This window comes from Microbacterium sp. CnD16-F, assembly GCF_024124465.1.
GTDB classification, from domain to species: Bacteria; Actinomycetota; Actinomycetes; order Actinomycetales; family Microbacteriaceae; genus Microbacterium; species Microbacterium gawkjiense.
Window position 1 is genome coordinate 1 of sequence record NZ_JAMXSA010000052.1, and the last position, 18,967, is coordinate 18,967.

Here is an 18,967-nt window from a genome sequence, read left to right on the forward strand (position 1 = left end):
CACCTGCGCCGCGATGCGGCGGGCCGCGGCATCCAATCCCTCGGTCTGACCGTCGCGCGCGACGATCACGTCGCCGACGACGAGCACGACGGCGCGGCTGCCGAGCACGGCTCGCAGGTGCTTCGCGGCGCGGGCGACGTCGGGGGTGTCGAGCCCGCCGCGCAGGTAGGGGGCGGCGAGGCTCGCCTGGTGCAGTGCGCGGTAGGTGGCCTCCTCCGCCTCGCTGCCGAGCCCGCCCGCGCCGCGCGCGTAGCGTCGCGCGAGCAGCAGTACGGCCGACAGCACGATGCCGCCGACCACGCCGAGCAGGGCGGCGAGGACGACGGCATCGGTCATGCGACGAGCCTAGATCGCGGGCGTCAGCAGCAGCGGGCGCCCGGGTTGCGGTCCTGGTCGTCCATCTTCTGACGCCAGAACTGCCGCTCGGTCATCGGTTCCTCCCCGGGGTGCGCGCGCCGGTGGTGCGCGACGTACGTCGCGTAGGCCGTGTCGCCCATGAGGGTGGTCATGTACCAGCGGATGCCGCGGCCCGCCCGCACGATCAGGTCGAGCATCGCTCGCATCGGCGAGACCGCGGCATCCGTCGGAGTACTCATTTCCGGGGCCCCCTCAGTGCCGGTTCGCCGCGCGCTCGTCGGCGAGGATCGGCTCCCACTGCTTGTCGAGCTCGCGCTCGGACGGAGTGGCGATGAAGCCGGCCGGGGCGAAGCGGCGTGAGGGCACCGGCTCGTCCTCGTGGTTCTCGCCGCCGCCGCGGCGGATCGCGGTGATCGTGACCGCCACCGCGGCGATGATCACGATGATCGCGAGCGTCACGAACACGATCGACAGGGTGCCCTGCACGAAGGTGTTGCGGATGACGGCGCCCATGACCTCGGGGGTGCCGAGGGTCGTGTCGCCGGCGGCGAGCGCGTCGCGGTAGCGGAAGTGGTTCGACCAGTATCCGATCGCCGGGTTGGGCGAGAAGATCTTGTAGGCCGACGCGGTGATCGTCACGACCGCGGCGAACGCGAGCGGCAGGGCGACGATCCACAGCCACTTCACGAACGACGGGCCGCGCTTGGCGATGATCGCGAGGACCACGGCGAGCGCGATCGCGGCGAGGAGCTGATTGGCGATGCCGAACAGCGGGAAGAACGTGTTGATGCCGCCGAGCGGGTCGGTGACGCCGAGGATGAGGATCGCTCCCCAGCCGGCGACCATGATCGCCGTCGTGATCCACACGCCCGGACGCCACGAGACGTCGCGGAACTTGGGGACCCAGTGGCCGATCGAGTCCTGCAGCATGAAGCGCGCGACGCGGGTACCGGCATCCACCGCCGTGAGGATGAAGAGCGCCTCGAACATGATGGCGAAGTGGTACCAGAACGCCATCATCGCGGGGCCGCCGAGGGCCTGCTGCATGATGTGCGCGAGGCCGAGCGCGAGGGTCGGCGCACCACCGGTGCGCGAGACGATCGACTCCTCGCCGACCGCCGCCGCCGTGCTCGTGAGCATCTCGGGGGTGAGGTTCACCCCGGTGATGCCGAGCGAGTTCACGAACGCGACCGCACCCTCCACGGTGCCCTGCGTGGCCGCGGCCGACGCGTTCATCGCGTAGTAGATGCCCTGGTCGATCGAGATCGCGGCGACGAGGGCCATGATCGCGACGAAGGACTCCATGATCATGCCGCCGTAGCCGATGAAGCGCGTCTGGCGCTCCTTCTCGACGAGCTTCGGCGTCGTCCCCGACGAGATGAGCGCGTGGAAGCCCGAGAGGGCACCGCACGCGATCGTCACGAAGAGGAAGGGGAAGAGGGGTCCGGCGAACACCGGCCCGGTGCCCTCGAGCGCGAAGTCGGTGACCGCCGGCACGGTGATCTCGGGGCGCACGAGCACGATGGCGCCGGCGAGCATCACGATGACGCCGATCTTCATGAAGGTCGACAGGTAGTCGCGCGGGGCGAGCAGCAGCCAGACCGGGAGGACCGCGGCGATGAAGCCGTAGATGATGATGCCCCACGCGATGACGGTGCGGTCGAGCTGCAGGAACTCCTGTCCCCACGCCGTCTCGGCGACCCAGCCGCCGGCGACGATCGCAGCGATCAGGAGGACGAAGCCGATGATCGAGACCTCGGTGACCTTGCCGGGGCGGAGGTACCGCAGGTACAGCCCCATGAACAGGGCGATCGGGATGGTCATCGAGACGGAGAAGACACCCCACGGGCTCTCGCCGAGTGCGTTGACGACGACGAGGGCGAGGATCGCGACGATGATCAGCATGATCAGCAGCGACGCGATGATCGCGGCGGTGCCACCGATGCGGCCGAGCTCCTGACGGGCCATCTGGCCGATGGTGCGACCGCCGCGGCGCATCGAGAAGAAGAGGACGGTGTAGTCCTGCACGGCGCCGGCGAGGACGACGCCCACGATGATCCAGATCGTGCCGGGGAGGAAGCCCATCTGCGCCGCGAGGACGGGACCGACGAGCGGGCCCGCGCCGGCGATGGCGGCGAAGTGGTGGCCGTAGAGCACCCGACGGTCGGTCGGGACGTAGTCCTTGCCGTCCTGCTTGACCTCGGCGGGCGTGGCGCGACGGTCGTCGGGCCGCAGCAGGTGCTTCTCGATGACCTTCGAGTAGAAGCGATAGCCGATGAGATAGGTGGCGACGGCCGCGAACACGAACCAGATCGCGTTGACGGTCTCACCGCGGACGATCGCGAGCATCGTCCAGCCGAGACCGCCGGCGAGGGCGATGGCGGCCCAGACGACGATCTTCAGCGGCGTCCAGCGGCCGTCCTTGGTCTTCTGCTCCTCGGTGAGGGCGACGGGGGGAAGGGAGGGATCGGGTTCGAGCGTGGCGGCCTTGCCACGGCGCGACGGTGCAGACATGGGCGACTCCTTCAGGGCGCGTCTTTGCGTACACGACAGGGTAAGAAGAGGGATGCCGCGCCTCCCCGCTCGGACGGGTGCCGCTGCGACGAGCGGCCCGACCGGCGCGACGAACGGCACGGGCGGAGGCGTGGGGTCCTGGCGGGAAGACGCACGGGCCGCATACGGTTGACCCACACGACAGAGGGGGTCCCCGTGGCACACGACGCCGCACCGACGGTCACGCGCAACGACGAGAAGAACCGCTACGAGATCCACGTCGACGGCGCGGTCGCCGGGTACACGCTCATCACGACCGACGACGCCGGTCGCACGGTCATGCCCCACACCAAGGTCGACCCCGCCTACAAGGGCCAGGGTCTCGGCAAGATCCTCGTCTCCGAGGCGCTCGCCGACCTCGCGCGACGCGACGCCGAGGTCGTCCCGACGTGCCCGTTCGTCGCCGGGTACCTCGAGAGCAACGACGTTCCCGGCCTCACCGTCGTCTCACCCGACGCGGAGTGACCGGATGACCCGCCTCGACGCCGATCCCACCGAGACCGTCGACGCCCCGGCATCCTGCGACGGCCCGCGTTCCGTCCTGCTGACCTCGCGCGAGGTGCCCCTCGGCGGGGTGCGGGGCATGCAGGTGCACCGCGCGCTGCCGCAGCGCGAGCTGCCGATGGTGGGCGCCTGGTGCTTCCTCGACCGGTTCGGGCCGCAGGTCACGACGATGCGGGTCGAACCGCACCCGCACATCGGGCTGCAGACGGTGACGTGGCCCTTCGCGGGCGAGACGCGGCACCGCGACACGATCGGCTCCGACGTCGTCATCAAGCGCGGACAGCTGAACATCATGACGAGCGGCGCCGGCATCGCGCACTCCGAGTACTCGATGGGCGACGAGCCGTCCGTCACCGACGCGCTCCAGCTCTGGGTGGCCCTGCCCGAGTCGCGCCGGCACGGCGGGCCGGACTTCGAGCGGCACACCGATCTGCCGATCGTCGAACTCGGCGAGGGCGCGGCGGCCGTCGTCGTGGTCGGCGAGCTCGCCGGCATCCGCTCCCCCGCCACCATGTACACGCCCATCGTCGGCGCGGAGGTCTTCATCCCGGCCGGTGCTCGCATCCGGATCCCGCTGAACCCCGCGTGGGAGCACGCGATCGTCGGGGTCGACGGTGCGCCGCTCGTGCACTCCGCCGACGAGCCCGTCGCCCTCGGCGACAACGACCTGCTCTACCTCGGCGTCGGGCGCGAGCGGATCGAGATCGGCGCGCCCACCGACGTCACGGTGTTCCTGCTCGGCGGCGAGCCGTTCGAGAGCGACATCGTCATGTGGTGGAACTTCGTCGGGCGCAGCCACGAGGAGATCGTCGCCGCGCGTGAGGAGTGGGAGGCCGACAGCCCTCGCTTCGGGCACGTCGTCACCCACGGCGACGAGCGCATCCCGGCCCCGCCGCTGCCCACCGTCCGACTGACGAAGCGGCGTCGTCGCGCCTGATTTTGCACGGCCGGGGCCCTCTCGGGCGCGGATAGCCTTGAATCCGTGACCCGCACACTCCTCTCGACGCGCGTGCTGCTGGTGTGCGCCGCGCTCGGAGTCGCGACGGGTCTGCTGGGCGGCGTGGCCGGGGCGATCACCCCGCTCGTGCTCGCCGCCGCACCGTGGGCCTACGGCCTCGTGCTCGGGTCGCACGTGCTGCCGGGGATCATCGCGCAGCAGGTGTTCCGTCTACCGCTGGTCGCCCTGACGACGCACGTGCTCGCGGCGCTCGTCGCGAGCGCCGTCAACCCGGCGTGGATCGGGCGGTTCCTCGGGACGGCACTCCTGTTCGGCGCGATCCAGGAGGGCGTCGCCGCGCTGACGCGGTACCGCTCGTGGGGGGCGTGGCGCTTCTTCGCCGCCGCTCTCGCCATCGGGGTCCTCGTCGCCGTCGTCGTGTTCTACGCGGCGAACCTCGGAAAGCTCGCGGCGTGGGCGCAGATCGCCTACCTCGTCATCGCGCTCGCCGGTCCGGTCGTGTGGACGGCGGCCGGCCTCGGCGTGGGCGAGAGCCTGCGCCGCGCGGGCGTGGCGCGAGGAGTTAGGGCAGGCTAAGCTCAGGCCGACCCGCCCTCCTCGTTTGGACCGTCCGTGAGCCCTGCCGCCTCCGACCCCACCACGGCGCAGGCGCCCCGCGACGACCGGCCGCCCACGCCGCTGCTGCGCGTGCGTGGAGTCGCGATCACCCACGAGGGAGCGGATGCCGCGATCCCGGCATCCGTCGCGTTCGACATCGCCCCCGGCGAGGTCGTCCTGCTGCTGGGACCCAGCGGTTCGGGCAAGTCCACCCTCGCCCTCGCGACCAACGGCCTGATCCCGCAGGCGGTGCCGGCGACCCTCACCGGCGAGGTCGCTGTGCGCGGATTCGCTGCGGCCACGACGCCCGTCGCACAGCTCGCGGCCCACGTCGGCATGGTGTTCCAGGACCCCGACGCGCAGCTGATCACCGGCACGGTCTTCGACGACGTCGCCTTCGGCCCCGAGAACCTGCGGATGCCGGTGGCCGACGTCCTCGCGCGCACCGAAGCCGCACTGCGCCAGGTCGGACTGTGGGAGCGCCGCGGCGAGAACCCGGACCGGCTGTCCGGCGGCGGCAAGCAGCGCCTGGCGATCGCGTGCGCGCTGGCGATGGGGTCGGAGCTGCTGGTCCTCGACGAACCCACCGCGAACCTCGACCCGGCCGGCATCGAGGACGTCTACGACGCGCTGCGCGCGGTCGCCGCCGAGGGTCGCTCGATCCTGCTGGTCGAGCACAACCTCGACGCCGCCGTCGGCCTCACCGACCGCGTCGTCGTGCTCGACGCGGAGGGCCGCACGGTCGCCGACGGCACCGTCGACGCGGTGCTGCGCGGGCGCGCCGAGGAGCTCGAGGCGATCGGCGTCTGGCTCCCGGTCTCGACGATGGCCGCCCTCGCCCTGCGGCGGGCCGGCTGGCACCTCCCCCGCACGCCGCTGACCCCTGCGGAGCTGACGGAGGCGCTCGAGGCGGCGGAGGCGCCCGGTCGCGCCCGCGGCGGACCGTTCTCCGGATCGATGGGTCCGTCGGTGTCCGATGACATGCCGACGGCAGCATCCGTCCGGAGTAACGAGCGCACCGCGGTCGAGGTGCGCGGGCTCACCCTCCGGCGCGGGCGGCGCACCGTGCTGCACGGCGTCGATCTGACGGTGCGGGCGGGCGAGTTCGTCGCCGTCGTGGGAGCGAACGGCGCGGGCAAGACCACGCTCGTGCAGGCGATGGCGGGGGTCATCCCGCCGCCGCGCGGCACGGTGCGGGTCGACGGGGTCGACGCGTCGCGCACCGGCCTGCGCGAGTTGTCGCGCCGGATCGGCTTCGTCTTCCAGAACCCCGAGCACCAGTTCATCGCGCACACCGTCTTCGATGAGCTCGCTCACGGCCTGCGCGGACGCGGACTCGGCGAGGCCGAGATCCACGCGCGCACCACCGCGATGCTCGAGCGCTTCGGCCTCGAGGGCAAGGCCGACGTGCACCCGTTCCTGCTGTCGGGCGGCCAGAAGCGGCGCCTCTCGGTCGGGACGGCGCTCATCGCGGGAGCCCCGATCCTCGCCCTCGACGAGCCGACGTTCGGGCAGGACCGCGCCCGCGCCGACGAACTGCTGCGGCTGCTGCGCGACCTCAACGAGGCGGGCACGACGATCGTCGTCGTCACGCACGACATGCAGCTGGTCGCCGAGTACGCGCATCGCACGGTCGTCGTCCACGACGGTCGGATCCGAGCGGATGCCGCCACCGCCGACGTGTTCGCCGACGAGACGCTCCTGCGCGAGAGCGGTCTGCGCCGCCCGGCGCTGCAGGAGGCGCTGCGGGGCGTGACGCGGCATCCCGGGCTCGCCGGCGTGACGTCGCTGCGGGCCCTGGGCGGAGGTGCGTCGTGACCGCCGTCGCCGATCCCTACACCGGCGCCCCCGCCCGGGGCATGCTCGGCCGCATCGGCCCGCTCGCCAAGCTCGCAGCTCCCCTGCCGGCGATGGTGGCCCTCGTCTTCTCGCGCGATCTGGTCACCCCGCTCGTCTTCCTCGCCCTCGCGTACCTCGTGATCCTCACCGGCACCCGCGTGTCGGTGCGGGTCGCGGCGCTGCTGCTTCTCGGCATCCCGATCGGAGCGTCCGCGATCGGTCTGTCGCTGGGACTGTGGGTCGACCGGGACCTCGTCGACGGCACCGCGCCGATCCTCTCGGTCGGATCCTGGACCCTCTACTCGGGCGCCGTCGAGGTCGGGCTCGCGACGGGGGCGCGCCTCGCGGCGATCCTCGCGCTCGGGCTCATCGCAGGGCTCACGACCACGGGGCCCGACCTCGTGCGCGCGACCGTGCAGCAGCTGCGTGTGCCGTACCGCATCGGCTATGCCGCGCTCGCGGCGATACGGTTCGTGCCGCGGTTCGGGTACGAGCTCGAGGTGATCCGGCAGGCGCACCGGGTGCGCGGCGCGCACGGCGGGCGCGGGCCGTTCGCCGCGATCGCCCGCTGGGCAGGCTACGTCGTGCCGCTGCTGGCCGGCGCGATCCGGCACGCCGAACGGGTCGCGCTCGCGATGGACGCCCGCGCGTTCGGCGCCCACCGCGACCGCACCGAGCGGTACCTGCTGCCGTGGCGAGCGCGCGACACGGTGTTCGTGCTCGTCTTCTGGGCGGTCTCCGCTGTGGTCCTGACGGCCCTGTTCCCCTGGGGCGTCTGAGCCTCCCCCCTCCCGCGCGGGCACCTGCGGCGCACTGACACCGGGTCTCGTGCGGCGTGGAACGCCGGTGCTAGGGTGAGGCCACTTCCCGCTCAGGACGGCGACGGCGCCGCACGGTTACCCGACCGCGGGAAGGCGGATCGCTTTCCCTGAGGAGGTCGGCGTGACCACGACGCCTGTGCATCTGACCCGTCCGGACGGCAAGGGCCTCGCACGCGGCACCCTGGGCCTGTGGGGCTCGACCGTCATCGGCCTCGCCTCGACCGCGCCGGTGTATTCGCTCGTCGCGACGCTCGGCTACGTCGTCCTCGCCGTCGGGGGGCAGGCGCCGATCGCGTTCGTGATCGCCTTCATCCCGATGCTGCTCATCGCCTTCGCCTACCGCGAGCTCAACAACGACGTGCCCGACTGCGGCACGACGTTCACGTGGGGGACGAAGGCGTTCGGCCCATGGGTGGGCTGGATGGGCGGCTGGGGCGTCGCGATCGCGGGCATGATCGTGCTGGCGAACCTCGCGCAGGTCGCCTCGATCTACTTCTGGGCCCTCCTCGGCCAGGAGTTCGAGGAGCCGAACGACTGGCGGATCGTCCTCGTCGCGGTCGCCTTCATCGCCGCGATGACGTACGTGTCGTGGCGCGGCGTCGAGATCGGCGAGCGCATCCAGAACGTGCTGCTCGGCATCCAGTACCTCGCCCTCATCGTCTTCGTGATCGCGGCGCTCACCCAGTTCTTCTCTGGCTCGGCCCCGAACCCGACCCCGTTCGACTGGCAGTGGCTGAACCCGTTCGCCTTCGGCGAGTGGGGCGGGTTCATCGAGGCGATCCTGCTCGCGATCTTCATCTACTGGGGGTGGGACACCTGCCTCGCCCTCAACGAGGAGACGAAGGACCCCAAGCGCATCCCGGGCCTCGCCGCCCTCCTCACCTGCGTGCTGCTGCTGGTCACCTACGTCTCGGTCACGATCGCGGCGATGATGTACGCCGGCATCGGCGAGGACGGCACGGGCCTCGGCAACGTCGACAACGCCGACGACTTCTTCCTCGCGATCAAGGACGGGCTGCTCGGCCCGTGGGGCTGGCTGCTCGTGGTCGCCGTCCTCATCTCGGCGGTCTCGTCGACGCAGACGACGATCCTGCCGACGGCGCGCGGCACGCTCGCGATGGGCGTGTACCGCGCCCTCCCGGCGAAGTTCAAGGACGTCCACCCCCGCTACAAGACGCCCTCGTTCTCGACCCTCGTCATGGGCGTCGTGGCGAGCGTCTACTACGTCGTCATGACCTCGCTCAGCGACGCGATCCTGCAGGACACGATCCTCTCGCTCGGCCTCGCGATCGCGTTCTACTACGCCATCACCGGGTACGCCTGCGTCTGGTACTTCCGCAAGGACCTGTTCCGCTCCGCGCGCGACACCTGGTTCAAGGGCGTGTTCCCCCTCCTCGGCGCGCTCATGCTGACCTACGCCTTCATCCAGTCGGCGATCGACATGCTGAACCCCGACTACGGCTACTCGGGCACGCTGCTCGGCGTCGGATCGACCTTCGTCGTCGGCATCGGCGCGCTCGGCCTCGGCGTCGTGCTCATGCTCCTGTGGTTCCTCTTCCCGCGCTCGAAGCGGTTCTTCCGCGGCGAGAGCCTCAACCGCGAGACCCCCGTGCTCGTCCCCGACGACACGAGCACCCTCCCCCGCTCCATCGACGGCGGCATCTGACCGCCCGGAAGGACCCCGCATGCGCATCCTCATCATCGGCGCCGGCGGCGTCGGCAGTGCCGCCGCCCGCATCCTCCGCCGCCGCGACTTCTTCGAGGCCGTCGTCATCGCCGACTACGACCCGGCCCGCCCCGAGGCGCTCGTGGCGGAACTCGGCGACGAGCGGTTCGCCGCGGCGCAGGTGGATGCCTCGAGCGCCGAGTCCGTGGCATCCCTGATCCGCGAGCACTCCGCCACCCATGTGCTGAACGCCGTCGACCCGCGATTCGTCATGCCGATCTTCGACGGCGCGTTCGCGGCCGGCGCGACGTACCTCGACATGGCGATGAGCCTGTCGCAGCGGCATCCGGAACGCCCCTATGAGGAAGTGGGCGTGAAGCTCGGCGACGAGCAGTTCGCCAAGGAGCAGGAGTGGAAGGAAGCCGGGCGCCTGGCGCTCGTCGGGATCGGCGTCGAGCCGGGCCTGTCGGACGTCTTCGCCCGGTACGCGGAGGACGAGCTGTTCGACGAGATCGACGAGCTGGGCGTGCGCGACGGGGCGAACCTGGTCGTCGCCGGGTACGACTTCGCGCCGTCGTTCTCGATCTGGACGACGATCGAGGAGTGCCTGAACCCGCCCGTGATCTACGAGGAGGGGAAGGGCTGGTACGTCACCGAGCCGTTCAGCGAGCCGGAGGTGTTCGACTTCCCCGAGGGCATCGGTCCGGTCGAGTGCGTCAACGTCGAGCACGAGGAAGTGCTCCTCATGCCGCGGTGGACGAAGGCCAAGCGCGTCACGTTCAAGTACGGCCTCGGCGACGAGTTCATCGAGGTGCTGCGGGTGCTGAACAAGCTCGGCCTCGACAAGACCGACCCGCTGTCGGTGAAGGGCGTGCAGGTCTCACCGCGCGACGTCGTGGCGGCTGCCCTGCCCGACCCCGCCACGATCGGCGACAAGATGAGCGGCAAGACCTGCGCGGGCGTCTGGGTGACGGGCACCGGCAAGGACGGGAAGCCCCGCTCGACGTACCTGTACCACGTGGCTGACAACGAGGAGACGATGCGCGAGGACAACTCGCAGGCCGTCGTCTGGCAGACCGCGATCAACCCCGTCATCGCGCTCGAGCTGCTCGCCCGCGGCACCTGGTCGGGCACGGGCGTGCTCGGCCCGGAGGCGTTCGACGCGAAGCCGTTCCTCGACCTGCTCGCGGCACCGAAACCCGAGGGCTACAGCTCGCCGTGGGGCATGCGCGAGCAGCCGCATCCCGTCGCGTCGGAGGCCTGAGCCGCGGGTCGCACGGCGAGGTCCCGATCCGGCCGGGGCGACGACGTCGTCTTCGTGCGCCGGCAGCGCAGCACCGACGGCGTCCCCATCGCGGTGCTCGAGAACTACCTGCCGTCGGACTTCGCCGACATCACCCGTGAGCAGCTCGAGGAGTGACATCGACTCCGACGGCCCGGTCCTCACGATGGAACGTGTCGCCTTCGACGACTCCGGCCGGGCGTTCGAGTACGGCCACCACTGCTACCGCCCCGACCTCTACAGCTTCGAGACGACCCTCGTCGCCAAGTAGGCCCGCCTCACGCCGCCGAGGTCAGTCCGCGAGTCGCTCGAAGGATGCCGTCAGGTCCGCGGCATCCGCGGCGATGACGTCGGCGTCGACCAGGTCGCCGGCACCGGCCACGAGCGCATCCGACCAGGTCTGGAGGATGTCCTCCGCGGCGCCCGAGCCGTAGAAGAGATCCTTCAGCTTCTCGAGCTCGCTCTCGTAGAGCGCGTGGAAGTCCTCGTCGGCGAGAAAACGCGAGGCCAGGGTGTTCGAGCCGCCGCGACCCCCGCCGCCGCCCATCTGCGCGCCCGCGTCGTCACCCGGCAGGGTGGGCCGATCCGCACGGGCGTCGCCCTCGGGCGCTCCCACATCACCGCGGTCGGGTGCTACCGCGTCGCCGCGGTCGGGCATCGCCATCCCGACCCCGCCGGCACCGCCCGCTCCGACACCGCCCGGCGACGCGCCGAAGGCGAGATTGAGATCCCAGTTGACGACGGTCATCAGGCCGGTGTCGGCGTCGTAGGCGAGGTAGGAGTTGTTCCCCGGCCCGTCGATGTCGTCGAAGTTGTCGACGACATCCTGGAACGCGAGGTAGGTCGCGAACTCCGTGACGTCGAGGTGCGCCGACAGTTCGGCGCTGAACGTCTCGTCGTCGGAGTCGTTGATGAACTTCAAGAAGGAGATGAGCGGGGTGAGGTCGTCGTCGCCCGCCTCCTGATCGAAGACGTCCGTGTACGACTCGGGATCGTCGCCGCGGTAGGAGTAGTCCCCGCCCGACTCGGCCTTGTACAGCGCGGTCGCGCCGAGAGTGGAGTCGTTCCAGCTCTCGCCCGGGTTCTCGACGACCAGGCGCAGCGCGGTCGACCCCGCGATCGTGAACCGCGTGGCCGCGGCCTGTTCGCTGGCGAGGCCGGCCAGGTCGAGCAGATCGAGCGCGACGGCTTCGTTCAAGGAGGTCTCGGAACTGTTCCCCCGGACGACGAACTCGGTGATGCCCTCGTGGTTCTGGCCGTCGACGAACTTGTCGAGCCGGATGATCCACGGGATGCCGCTCGGGTCGTCGTCGCTCGTGACGCTCTTCAGCGACGAATTGCCCTTCAGCTTCAGCCCCGCGCCCTCATAGACCTCGCCGTCGATCGTGACGGTGGCCTCGATCCATTCCTTGTCCCCGGTGCTCTCGTACGTCTCGAGCAGCTCGGCGAGCGCGTCGTCGTCCACGTCGACCGAGATCGAGTGGACGGTGGAGGAGTCCCAGAAGCTGGCCGTCGAGGTCGAGAGACGTGCGGCATCCGTTTCCCCCTCCCTCTCGTCGGTGGCGGGGGCGACGCACCCCGCGAGAACGACGGCTCCCGCCGAGACGAGAGCGAGCGAAAGAGCGAGGCGGAGGTGTCGAATGCGCATGCGCCGATCCCACCCCGCCGTCCTTAACCGCGCCTAAGACGCGGCTAACGACAGCATTCGGGTTCGTCGCCCCGCGCCGCCGAGGTCCTCGGGTCAGCGCTTGCCGGCGATCCGGCGCGAGACGATGTCGCGCATGATCTCGTTCGTGCCGCCGTAGATGCGGTGGACGCGGGCGTCGAGGAAGGCGCGCGCGATCGGGTACTCCATGATGTAGCCGTAGCCGCCGTGCAGCTGGACGCAGGCGTCGAGCACTTCCCACTCGCGCTCGGTGGCCCAGAACTTGACCTGAGCGGCATCCTCGGCGGACAGCTTGTTCTCGCCGTACAGGGTGATCGCGCGGTCGACGTAGGCCCACAGCGCGTCGACGGTCGTGACGAGGTCGGCGAGGGTGAAGCGGGTGTTCTGGAAGTCGATGATCCGCTGACCGAAGGCTTCGCGGTCCTTCGTGTACGCGACCGTCCACTCGACGCCCGCCTGCGCGGCCGCGGCGCCCGCGACACCGATCGACAGGCGCTCGAGCGGCAGGTTCATCATGAGCTGGATGAAGCCCTTGCCCTCTTCGCCGCCGATGAGGTTCGCGTCGGGGACGAAGACGTCGGTGAAGCTGAGCTCGGCCGTGTCGTGGCCGTGGAAACCCATCTTGTGCAGCTTCTTGCCGTGGTCGAAGCCCGCCATGTCGGCCTCGAGCAGCAGCAGCGAGAAGGCGTCCGGCCGGTTGCCCTCGCCCGTCTTCACGAACACGACGAAGATGTCGGCGGTGGCGCCCGACGAGATGAAGGTCTTCGCGCCGTTGACGATGTAGCCGCCGTCGGTCTTCTTCGCGGTCGTCGAGATGCCGCGCAGGTCCGATCCCGCACCGGGCTCGGTCATCGCGAGCGCACCGATGATCTCACCGGTCGCCATGCGGGGAAGCCAGGTCTCCTTCTGCTCCTGCGTGCCCATGTGCACGAGGTAGGGCACGGCCAGGTCGTCCTGGATGCCGAAGGCGCCGGCGAGCGATCCCGCACCGGCCCGGATGACCTCTTCATTGACGATCGTGCGGAAGCGGTAGTCCTGCAGCATCCCCGCGCCGCCGAACTCCTCCGGCACGCTGAGCCCGATCACACCGGCCTCGCCGGCCGCGCGCATCGTCGCCCGGTCGATCTCGCCGGCGGCATCCCACTGTTCGCGCTTCTCGTTGGTGACGTAGCGCTTGATGAACTCCTTGACGACGTCGCGGAACGCTTCGTGGTCCTCGTCGTAGATGTTCCGCTCCATGTGCGGACCCCCTTCGTGTCGGCGCGACGCTGCGCTCGTGGGCGGCGTCGCCACCCTCCACTGTACGCGCGCCGTGGGATCGGATGCCAGGGTGAGCGCGACTGAGTTCCGCGGCGAGCCTCAGCCGTAGTCGGGGGCGGGCTCGAGTCCGAAGAACTCCTCGAGGGTGTGGAAGCCGCCGTCGGCGTAGGCGGCGGCCAACTCGCGGCCGATGAACCGCAGGTGCCACGGCTCGGCGGAGTAGCCCGTCGTCGCGGTGCGTCCCTCTTCGTAGCGGACGATGAAGCCGTACCGCCAGGCGTTCTCGGCGATCCAGTCCGACTGCGGGGTGCCGCCGAAGCCGTCATGGTCGCCGCATCCGGAGTCGCATGCCACGACGTCCACGGCGAGTCCGGTCTGGTGCTCGCTGTGGCCGGGGCGTGCGCTCCGGAGGTCGGCGGCGGCCTTGCCGCGCATCGAGACGTAGCGGTTGTAGGTGTCGACCTGGAAGTCGTAGGGGCGGAACCCGCTGCTCACCCCGATGGTGCCCGCCGCGGCCCGCACGTCGGCCGAGAGCTCGTCGAGCGCCGCCGCCGTCTCGTCGAGCAGCCACCCGCCCGCCACGATCCGGGTGTCCTGCGGGCGCGCCTGCGGTGTGGGCCAGTAGTCGATCGGATCGAGGGGATGCCGCTTGTTCGCGACCACCCAGAGGCGCCCCGCCTCGTGCAGGTCGACGCAGGGGGCCGCGCCGTCGGCGATCGCCGCGCGGAACGGTTCGGCGCCGCCGAACGCGGCGATCACGTCGCGGTCGGAGCCGTTTTCGAGCGCCGCGGTCACGGCATCCGTCTCGCACAAGGCCGGCTCGGCCTCGGGGGTCTCCGGCGTCGGCGTCGGCGTGCTCGTCGGCGCGGACGAGGGCGGAGCGGGGGTGGATGCCGGTTCGGCGACGGCGTCGTCGGGGGCGCGGGCGCGCGGGAGGACGACGACGAGGGCGATGATGAGCGTCGCGACGAGGGCGAGCAGGACGACCGCGCGGCGCTGGCGTCGCCGACGGAGCACCCGCCGCCTCGCGGCGCTCCTCGACTCTGACACGTGATCATTGTCCCAGGCCGGAGAGTGCGTCCTCGATGTTCTACTCTCCCGGGCGCGGCATTGACTCTTCCCTCGTAGATGTGTTCGACTGAGGAGATGCGGTGGCAGGGGCAGGACATCTCGACGGTCGATGAGGCCGCCCTGCCCGGGCTCGAGTCGATGGGCGGTCTCGTCCGCTCGGTGACGACGCCGGAGTTCGCCGGGATGACGTTCCACGAGGTGGTCGCGAAGTCCGCGCTGAACCGCGTGCCGAGCGGTTCCGCGATGCCGTTCTCGTGGACCGTGAACCCGTATCGAGGCTGCTCGCATGCGTGCACGTACTGCCTGGATCCCGAGACCCTGGTCATGACGGCCGAGGGTCGACACAAGCGGCTCGGGGACGTGCGCGTCGGCGAGGACCTGATGGGGACGCGCGTGGATGGTGCGTACCGGCGCTACGTCCCCACGACGGTGCGCGCCGTCTGGCACACCCGGAAAGCGGCCTACCGGATCACCCTCGCCGACGGGACGGAGATCATCGCGAGTGGCGATCATCGGTTCCTGACCGAGCGCGGATGGAAGCACGTGACGGGGACGACATCGGGCGCCGGCCGTCGTCCGCATCTGACCACGGGGAATCGTCTGCAGGGGTTCGGGATGGGCGCCCCGCGCGGGCAGAGCGCTTTCGTCGCCGACCCGGACTTCGAACGGGGATACCTCAGTGGGATGATCCGCGGCGACGGGATGATCTTCCATGGCACGTACACCGACGCGAAGCGGGTCCGGGTGATTCACCGATTCCGCCTCGCGTTGGCGGATGTCGACGCGTTGGACCGGACTCGGCGCTTCCTGGAGCGGGCAGGAGTTCTCACGCACGAGCGAGCGTTCACTCCGGCGACGGACGTGCGGCGGCCGATGACGGCGATCCACACGGCACGGCAGGCCGATGTCGAGACGATCGAGACGCTGATCGTCGAACCCATCGCACCCTCGTCCGCCTGGAGGGCGGGATTCCTGTCCGGCATCTTCGATGCGGAGGGCTCGTGCTCGCGCGGCATCCTCCGCATCGTCAACACGGACGAGCGGCTGCTCGAGATGGTGTCGACCTCGCTCGACCACTTCGGGATCAGCTTCATCCGAGAGCCCGTGCGGCCCAATGGTCTGAGGGCGATCCGCGTGACCGGCGGGCTGCCCTCGCGGGATCGGTTCTTCCGGATCACCAGCCCCGCCATCACGCGGAAACTGTCGATCGTGGGCGCGGCCGTGAAGACCGCGACCGATCTGACGGTGATCTCGATCGAGGACGTCGGTGAACGCGATCTCGTCGACATCTCCACGGACACCGAGGACTTCATCGCCGCCGGGGTGGTCAGCCACAATTGCTTCGCCCGCAACACGCACACCTACCTCGACCTCGACGCGGGGGCCGACTTCGACTCGCAGATCGTCGTGAAGGTGAACGTGGCGGAGGTGCTCGCGCGGGAGCTCGCCAAGCCGTCGTGGCGGCACGAACCGGTCGCCCTCGGCACGAACACCGATCCCTACCAGCGGGCCGAGGGCCGCTATCGGCTGATGCCGGGCATCATCGACGCCTTCGCCTCGAGCGGCACGCCGTTCTCGATCCTCACGAAGGGCACGCTGCTGCGCCGCGACCTGCCGCAGCTGACGGATGCCGCGACCCGCGTCCCGATCCACATCGCCATGTCGATCGCGATCCCCCACGAACCGTTGCGTCAACTCCTCGAGCCGGGCGCGCCGTCGTTCCAGGCACGGCTCGACACCGTGAAGGCCGCGACGGATGCCGGTTTCTCGGTGACCGTGTTCCTCATGCCGATCGTGCCGCACCTGACCGACGGGATCGACGTGCTCGCCGACGCGATCGCGCGGATCGCGGCATCCGGTGCGCGTCGGGTCGTCTTCGGCGCCCTGCACCTGCGGCCGGGCGCGAAGGAGTGGTTCTGGCAGTGGCTGGAACGCGAGTGCCCGGACCTCGTGCCGGCCTACCGCGGTCTCTACCCCGGCGTCTCGGTCTCGGCGCCGAAGGGGTACCGGTCCTGGCTGTCCGCGCGGGTGCGTCCGCTGCTGCGTAAGCACGGACTGCACGGCAGGCTCGAAGAGGAGGACGCTCCCCCGCGCGGGCTCGGCCCGGTGCGGACCACGGGTCCGGTCATGAAGACGGCGACGCGCGAACAGGCGGCCGCGATGCTGTTCTGACTCAGTCGTCGGGGATGAGGCGTTTGCCGAGGACGGAGGTCGCGTCGCGGGCGTAGCCGATGCCGTCGTAGAACTCGGCGACCGCGTCGTTGCCCTCGCGGACCATGAGCATCACCTTCGGGCAGCCGAGCGCTTCGAGCCGTCGCTCCGCCTCGGCCACCAGCATCCGCCCGATCCCCTCGCCGCGCCGGTCGGAAGCCGATGCGAGGTAGTACAACCAGCCGCGGTGTCCGTCGTACCCGGCCATGACCGAGCCGACGACGCGGTCGCCGTCCGCCGCGACCAGAAGGAGGTCGGGCCAGACGGCGCGGGCACGCGCGATGTCGCGGTGCGGGTCGTTCCAGGGGCGGGTCAGGCCGGCGTCGTGCCACAGGGACACGACCGCGTCGACGTCGGGATCACCGAGCGGGCGGATGACGAGCGGCATCCGCCCACCCTAGTGACACTGCTCAAGCGTCGACGTTCGCGGCCTGACGACCCGTGATCTCCTCGAGCACGTCGTCGCCGATGCGCGCCTCGTCGAAAGGCGCATCGATCTCGGCGCGCTCGAGCATCTCGGTCATGCGCCGACGACGCTGACGCGTGATCAGCGTGACGACCGTGCCCGCGCGGCCCGCGCGACCGGTGCGGCCCGAGCGGTGCGTGTACGTCTTGTACTCGTCGGGAGCGTCAGCCTGGACGACCAGGTCGATGTCGTCGACGTGGATGCCGCGCGCCGCGACGTCGGTCGCGACGAGCACGTTCACCTTGCCGTCGGTCAGACGCTGCAGGTTGCGGGTGCGCTTGGCCTGGTTGAGGTCGCCGTGGAGGGCGACGGCGGCGATCCCGGCATCCTCGAACTGCTCGACGAGCATCTCGGAGTACGCACGGGTCCGCGTGAAGACGAGCGTCTTGCCGTCGCGGTCGACGAGCGAGGTGAGGATCTCGGCCTTGTCGCGGTGGTCGATCACGAGGACGCGGTGATCGATCGTGCTGGTCTCCTGCGTCTCGCCCACAACCTCGTAGACGGCCGGGTTCACGAGGAACTCGTCGACCAGAGCAGCGACCTCGCGGTCGAGCGTGGCGGAGAAGAGCAGCTTCTGCGCGTCGTCCTGCACGAGGCGGAGGATCCGCTGCATCGGTTCGAGGAAGCCCAGCTCGCTCATGTGGTCGGCCTCGTCGAGGACGACGATCCCGACCTCGGACAGGTCGAGCTTGCCCTGCTTCTCGAGGTCCTCGATGCGACCCGGGGTGCCGATGACGATGTCGACGCCCTTCTTGAGCGCGCCGACCTGGCGGCCCTGCGGGACGCCGCCGTAGACCTGCGTCGTGAACAGGCCCACGCTCTGCGCGAGCTCCTGCACGGTGCGGTCGATCTGCAGCGCGAGCTCGCGCGTCGGCGCGAGGATCAGCGCCTGCGGCGAACGGCCCCACGCGCGGCGCTTGCCGGCCTGGCCCCGCAGCACACGCTCGACGAGCGGAGCACCGAAGGCGATCGTCTTGCCCGAGCCGGTGCGGCCACGGGCGAGGACGTCACGGCCCTCGAGGATCGGACGGACTGTGGCCGCCTGGATCGGGAACGGGCTCGTGGCGCCGAGACCTTCGAGGGTGCGCACGATGTTCTGGCCGAGCCCGAGGTCGGCGAACGACGCCTGCTCGACGGATGCGGCATCCACCGCTTCGGCCTGGAGACGCTCGTGCACGACGTCGACGTGCTCCTGAAGCGCCTTCGACTTCTCGGCGGCCTTCTCCCCACGGCCACTCCACGCGCCGCTGCCGCGCCGCGCGGAGCCTCCGGCCGCGTGGGTCCAATCCGACCGGTTCGCGCGCTCGTCGCGGCGGGGCCGGTCGTCGCGGCGGGGCCGGTCGTCGAACGAGCGCGCGGTGCGGTCGGCGCGGTCGAAGCGCGGGCGCTCGGGACGGCCAGTACCGCGGAAATCGCGTGCGTCACGGCCGCTACCGGCGTCACGAGGGGCGCGGCGGTCGGAATCTCCGCGGTCGTTGCCACGGTCCGCGCGGTCGAGGCGGGGGCGCTCGGTCCGGCCGAACCGCGCACGATCGTCGCGCTCGGGGCGGCCGTAACCGCGGACATCCTGCCCATCCCGACGCGAATCGGCCCCACGGGGGCCCCGACGATCGAAATCTCCGCGGTCGCTGCCACGTTCGCGGTCGAAGCGCGGGCGCTCCGCACCACCGGCGCGATCGAAACGCGGGCGCTCGCCACCGGCGGCGCGGTCGAAGC

The 18,967-nt window shown here is 70.7% G+C and carries 15 protein-coding genes and 2 pseudogenes; 9 read left to right on the forward strand and 8 right to left on the reverse strand.

Annotated features, from left to right (window positions below):
• The 3 genes and pseudogenes from NH287_RS12335 to NH287_RS12345 form a co-directional block, all read right to left on the reverse strand.
• Positions 1 to 336, reverse strand: a pseudogene (locus NH287_RS12335) (sensor histidine kinase); the annotation flags it as partial.
• A 23-nt stretch (positions 337 to 359) separates the two neighbouring features.
• A complete protein-coding gene (locus NH287_RS12340) occupies positions 360 to 596 on the reverse strand; it encodes a YbdD/YjiX family protein (RefSeq protein WP_253035864.1) in 237 nt (78 codons plus the stop codon).
• 13 nt (positions 597 to 609) lie between these two features.
• Complete coding sequence (locus NH287_RS12345; RefSeq protein WP_217529951.1) at positions 610 to 2,871, reverse strand: carbon starvation CstA family protein; 2,262 nt, start codon at positions 2,869 to 2,871, stop codon at positions 610 to 612.
• 195 nt (positions 2,872 to 3,066) lie between these two features.
• Between NH287_RS12345 and NH287_RS12350 the strand changes: the two genes are divergently transcribed.
• From NH287_RS12350 to NH287_RS15490, 8 genes and pseudogenes are all read left to right on the forward strand, one after another.
• Positions 3,067 to 3,375: a GNAT family N-acetyltransferase gene (locus NH287_RS12350; protein WP_217529952.1), complete on the forward strand. Its 309-nt coding sequence runs from the start codon at positions 3,067 to 3,069 to the stop codon at positions 3,373 to 3,375.
• A gap of 4 nt (positions 3,376 to 3,379) precedes the next feature.
• Positions 3,380 to 4,351, forward strand: a complete 972-nt coding sequence (locus NH287_RS12355; RefSeq protein WP_253035865.1) for a pirin family protein — start codon at positions 3,380 to 3,382, stop codon at positions 4,349 to 4,351.
• A gap of 45 nt (positions 4,352 to 4,396) precedes the next feature.
• On the forward strand, positions 4,397 to 4,948 hold the full coding sequence (locus tag NH287_RS12360) for an ECF transporter S component (RefSeq protein WP_253035866.1): 552 nt from the start codon (positions 4,397 to 4,399) through the stop codon (positions 4,946 to 4,948).
• 36 nt (positions 4,949 to 4,984) lie between these two features.
• Complete coding sequence (locus tag NH287_RS12365) at positions 4,985 to 6,787, forward strand: ABC transporter ATP-binding protein (RefSeq protein WP_374209390.1); 1,803 nt, start codon at positions 4,985 to 4,987, stop codon at positions 6,785 to 6,787.
• A gap of 41 nt (positions 6,788 to 6,828) precedes the next feature.
• Positions 6,829 to 7,587, forward strand: coding sequence for an energy-coupling factor transporter transmembrane component T (locus NH287_RS12370; protein ID WP_253035876.1), 759 nt, complete (start codon positions 6,829 to 6,831; stop codon positions 7,585 to 7,587).
• Between the two features lie 163 nt (positions 7,588 to 7,750).
• Positions 7,751 to 9,295: an APC family permease gene (locus NH287_RS12375; RefSeq protein WP_253035867.1), complete on the forward strand. Its 1,545-nt coding sequence runs from the start codon at positions 7,751 to 7,753 to the stop codon at positions 9,293 to 9,295.
• Between the two features lie 19 nt (positions 9,296 to 9,314).
• A complete protein-coding gene (locus NH287_RS12380; RefSeq protein WP_253035868.1) occupies positions 9,315 to 10,559 on the forward strand; it encodes a saccharopine dehydrogenase family protein in 1,245 nt (414 codons plus the stop codon).
• A 36-nt stretch (positions 10,560 to 10,595) separates the two neighbouring features.
• Positions 10,596 to 10,848: pseudogene (locus NH287_RS15490) on the forward strand (UTRA domain-containing protein); the annotation flags it as partial.
• 21 nt (positions 10,849 to 10,869) lie between these two features.
• On the opposite strand, the gene NH287_RS12395 reads toward NH287_RS15490, so the two are convergent.
• The 3 genes from NH287_RS12395 to NH287_RS12405 form a co-directional block, all read right to left on the reverse strand.
• The gene (locus tag NH287_RS12395; RefSeq protein WP_253035871.1) at positions 10,870 to 12,225 is read right to left on the reverse strand and encodes a CotH kinase family protein; all 1,356 of its coding nucleotides are present in this window, start codon (positions 12,223 to 12,225) and stop codon (positions 10,870 to 10,872) included.
• A 93-nt stretch (positions 12,226 to 12,318) separates the two neighbouring features.
• Positions 12,319 to 13,482 carry an acyl-CoA dehydrogenase family protein gene (locus NH287_RS12400; RefSeq protein ID WP_217529244.1) on the reverse strand — a complete coding sequence of 388 codons (1,164 nt, stop codon included), beginning with the start codon at positions 13,480 to 13,482 and terminating at the stop codon, positions 12,319 to 12,321.
• A gap of 120 nt (positions 13,483 to 13,602) precedes the next feature.
• Positions 13,603 to 14,553, reverse strand: a complete 951-nt coding sequence (locus NH287_RS12405; protein WP_253035872.1) for a M15 family metallopeptidase — start codon at positions 14,551 to 14,553, stop codon at positions 13,603 to 13,605.
• A 96-nt stretch (positions 14,554 to 14,649) separates the two neighbouring features.
• Here NH287_RS12405 and NH287_RS12410 point away from each other — a divergent pair, with 96 nt between their 5' ends.
• Positions 14,650 to 16,746 carry an intein-containing Rv2578c family radical SAM protein gene (locus tag NH287_RS12410; RefSeq protein ID WP_253035877.1) on the forward strand — a complete coding sequence of 699 codons (2,097 nt, stop codon included), beginning with the start codon at positions 14,650 to 14,652 and terminating at the stop codon, positions 16,744 to 16,746.
• A gap of 1 nt (position 16,747) precedes the next feature.
• Here the strand turns inward: NH287_RS12410 and NH287_RS12415 are convergent, their stop codons facing one another.
• On the reverse strand, positions 16,748 to 17,173 hold the full coding sequence (locus tag NH287_RS12415; protein ID WP_253035873.1) for a GNAT family acetyltransferase: 426 nt from the start codon (positions 17,171 to 17,173) through the stop codon (positions 16,748 to 16,750).
• A 22-nt stretch (positions 17,174 to 17,195) separates the two neighbouring features.
• On the reverse strand, positions 17,196 to 18,967 hold a 1,772-nt coding region (locus NH287_RS12420; protein ID WP_253035874.1), incomplete at its 5' end, for a DEAD/DEAH box helicase.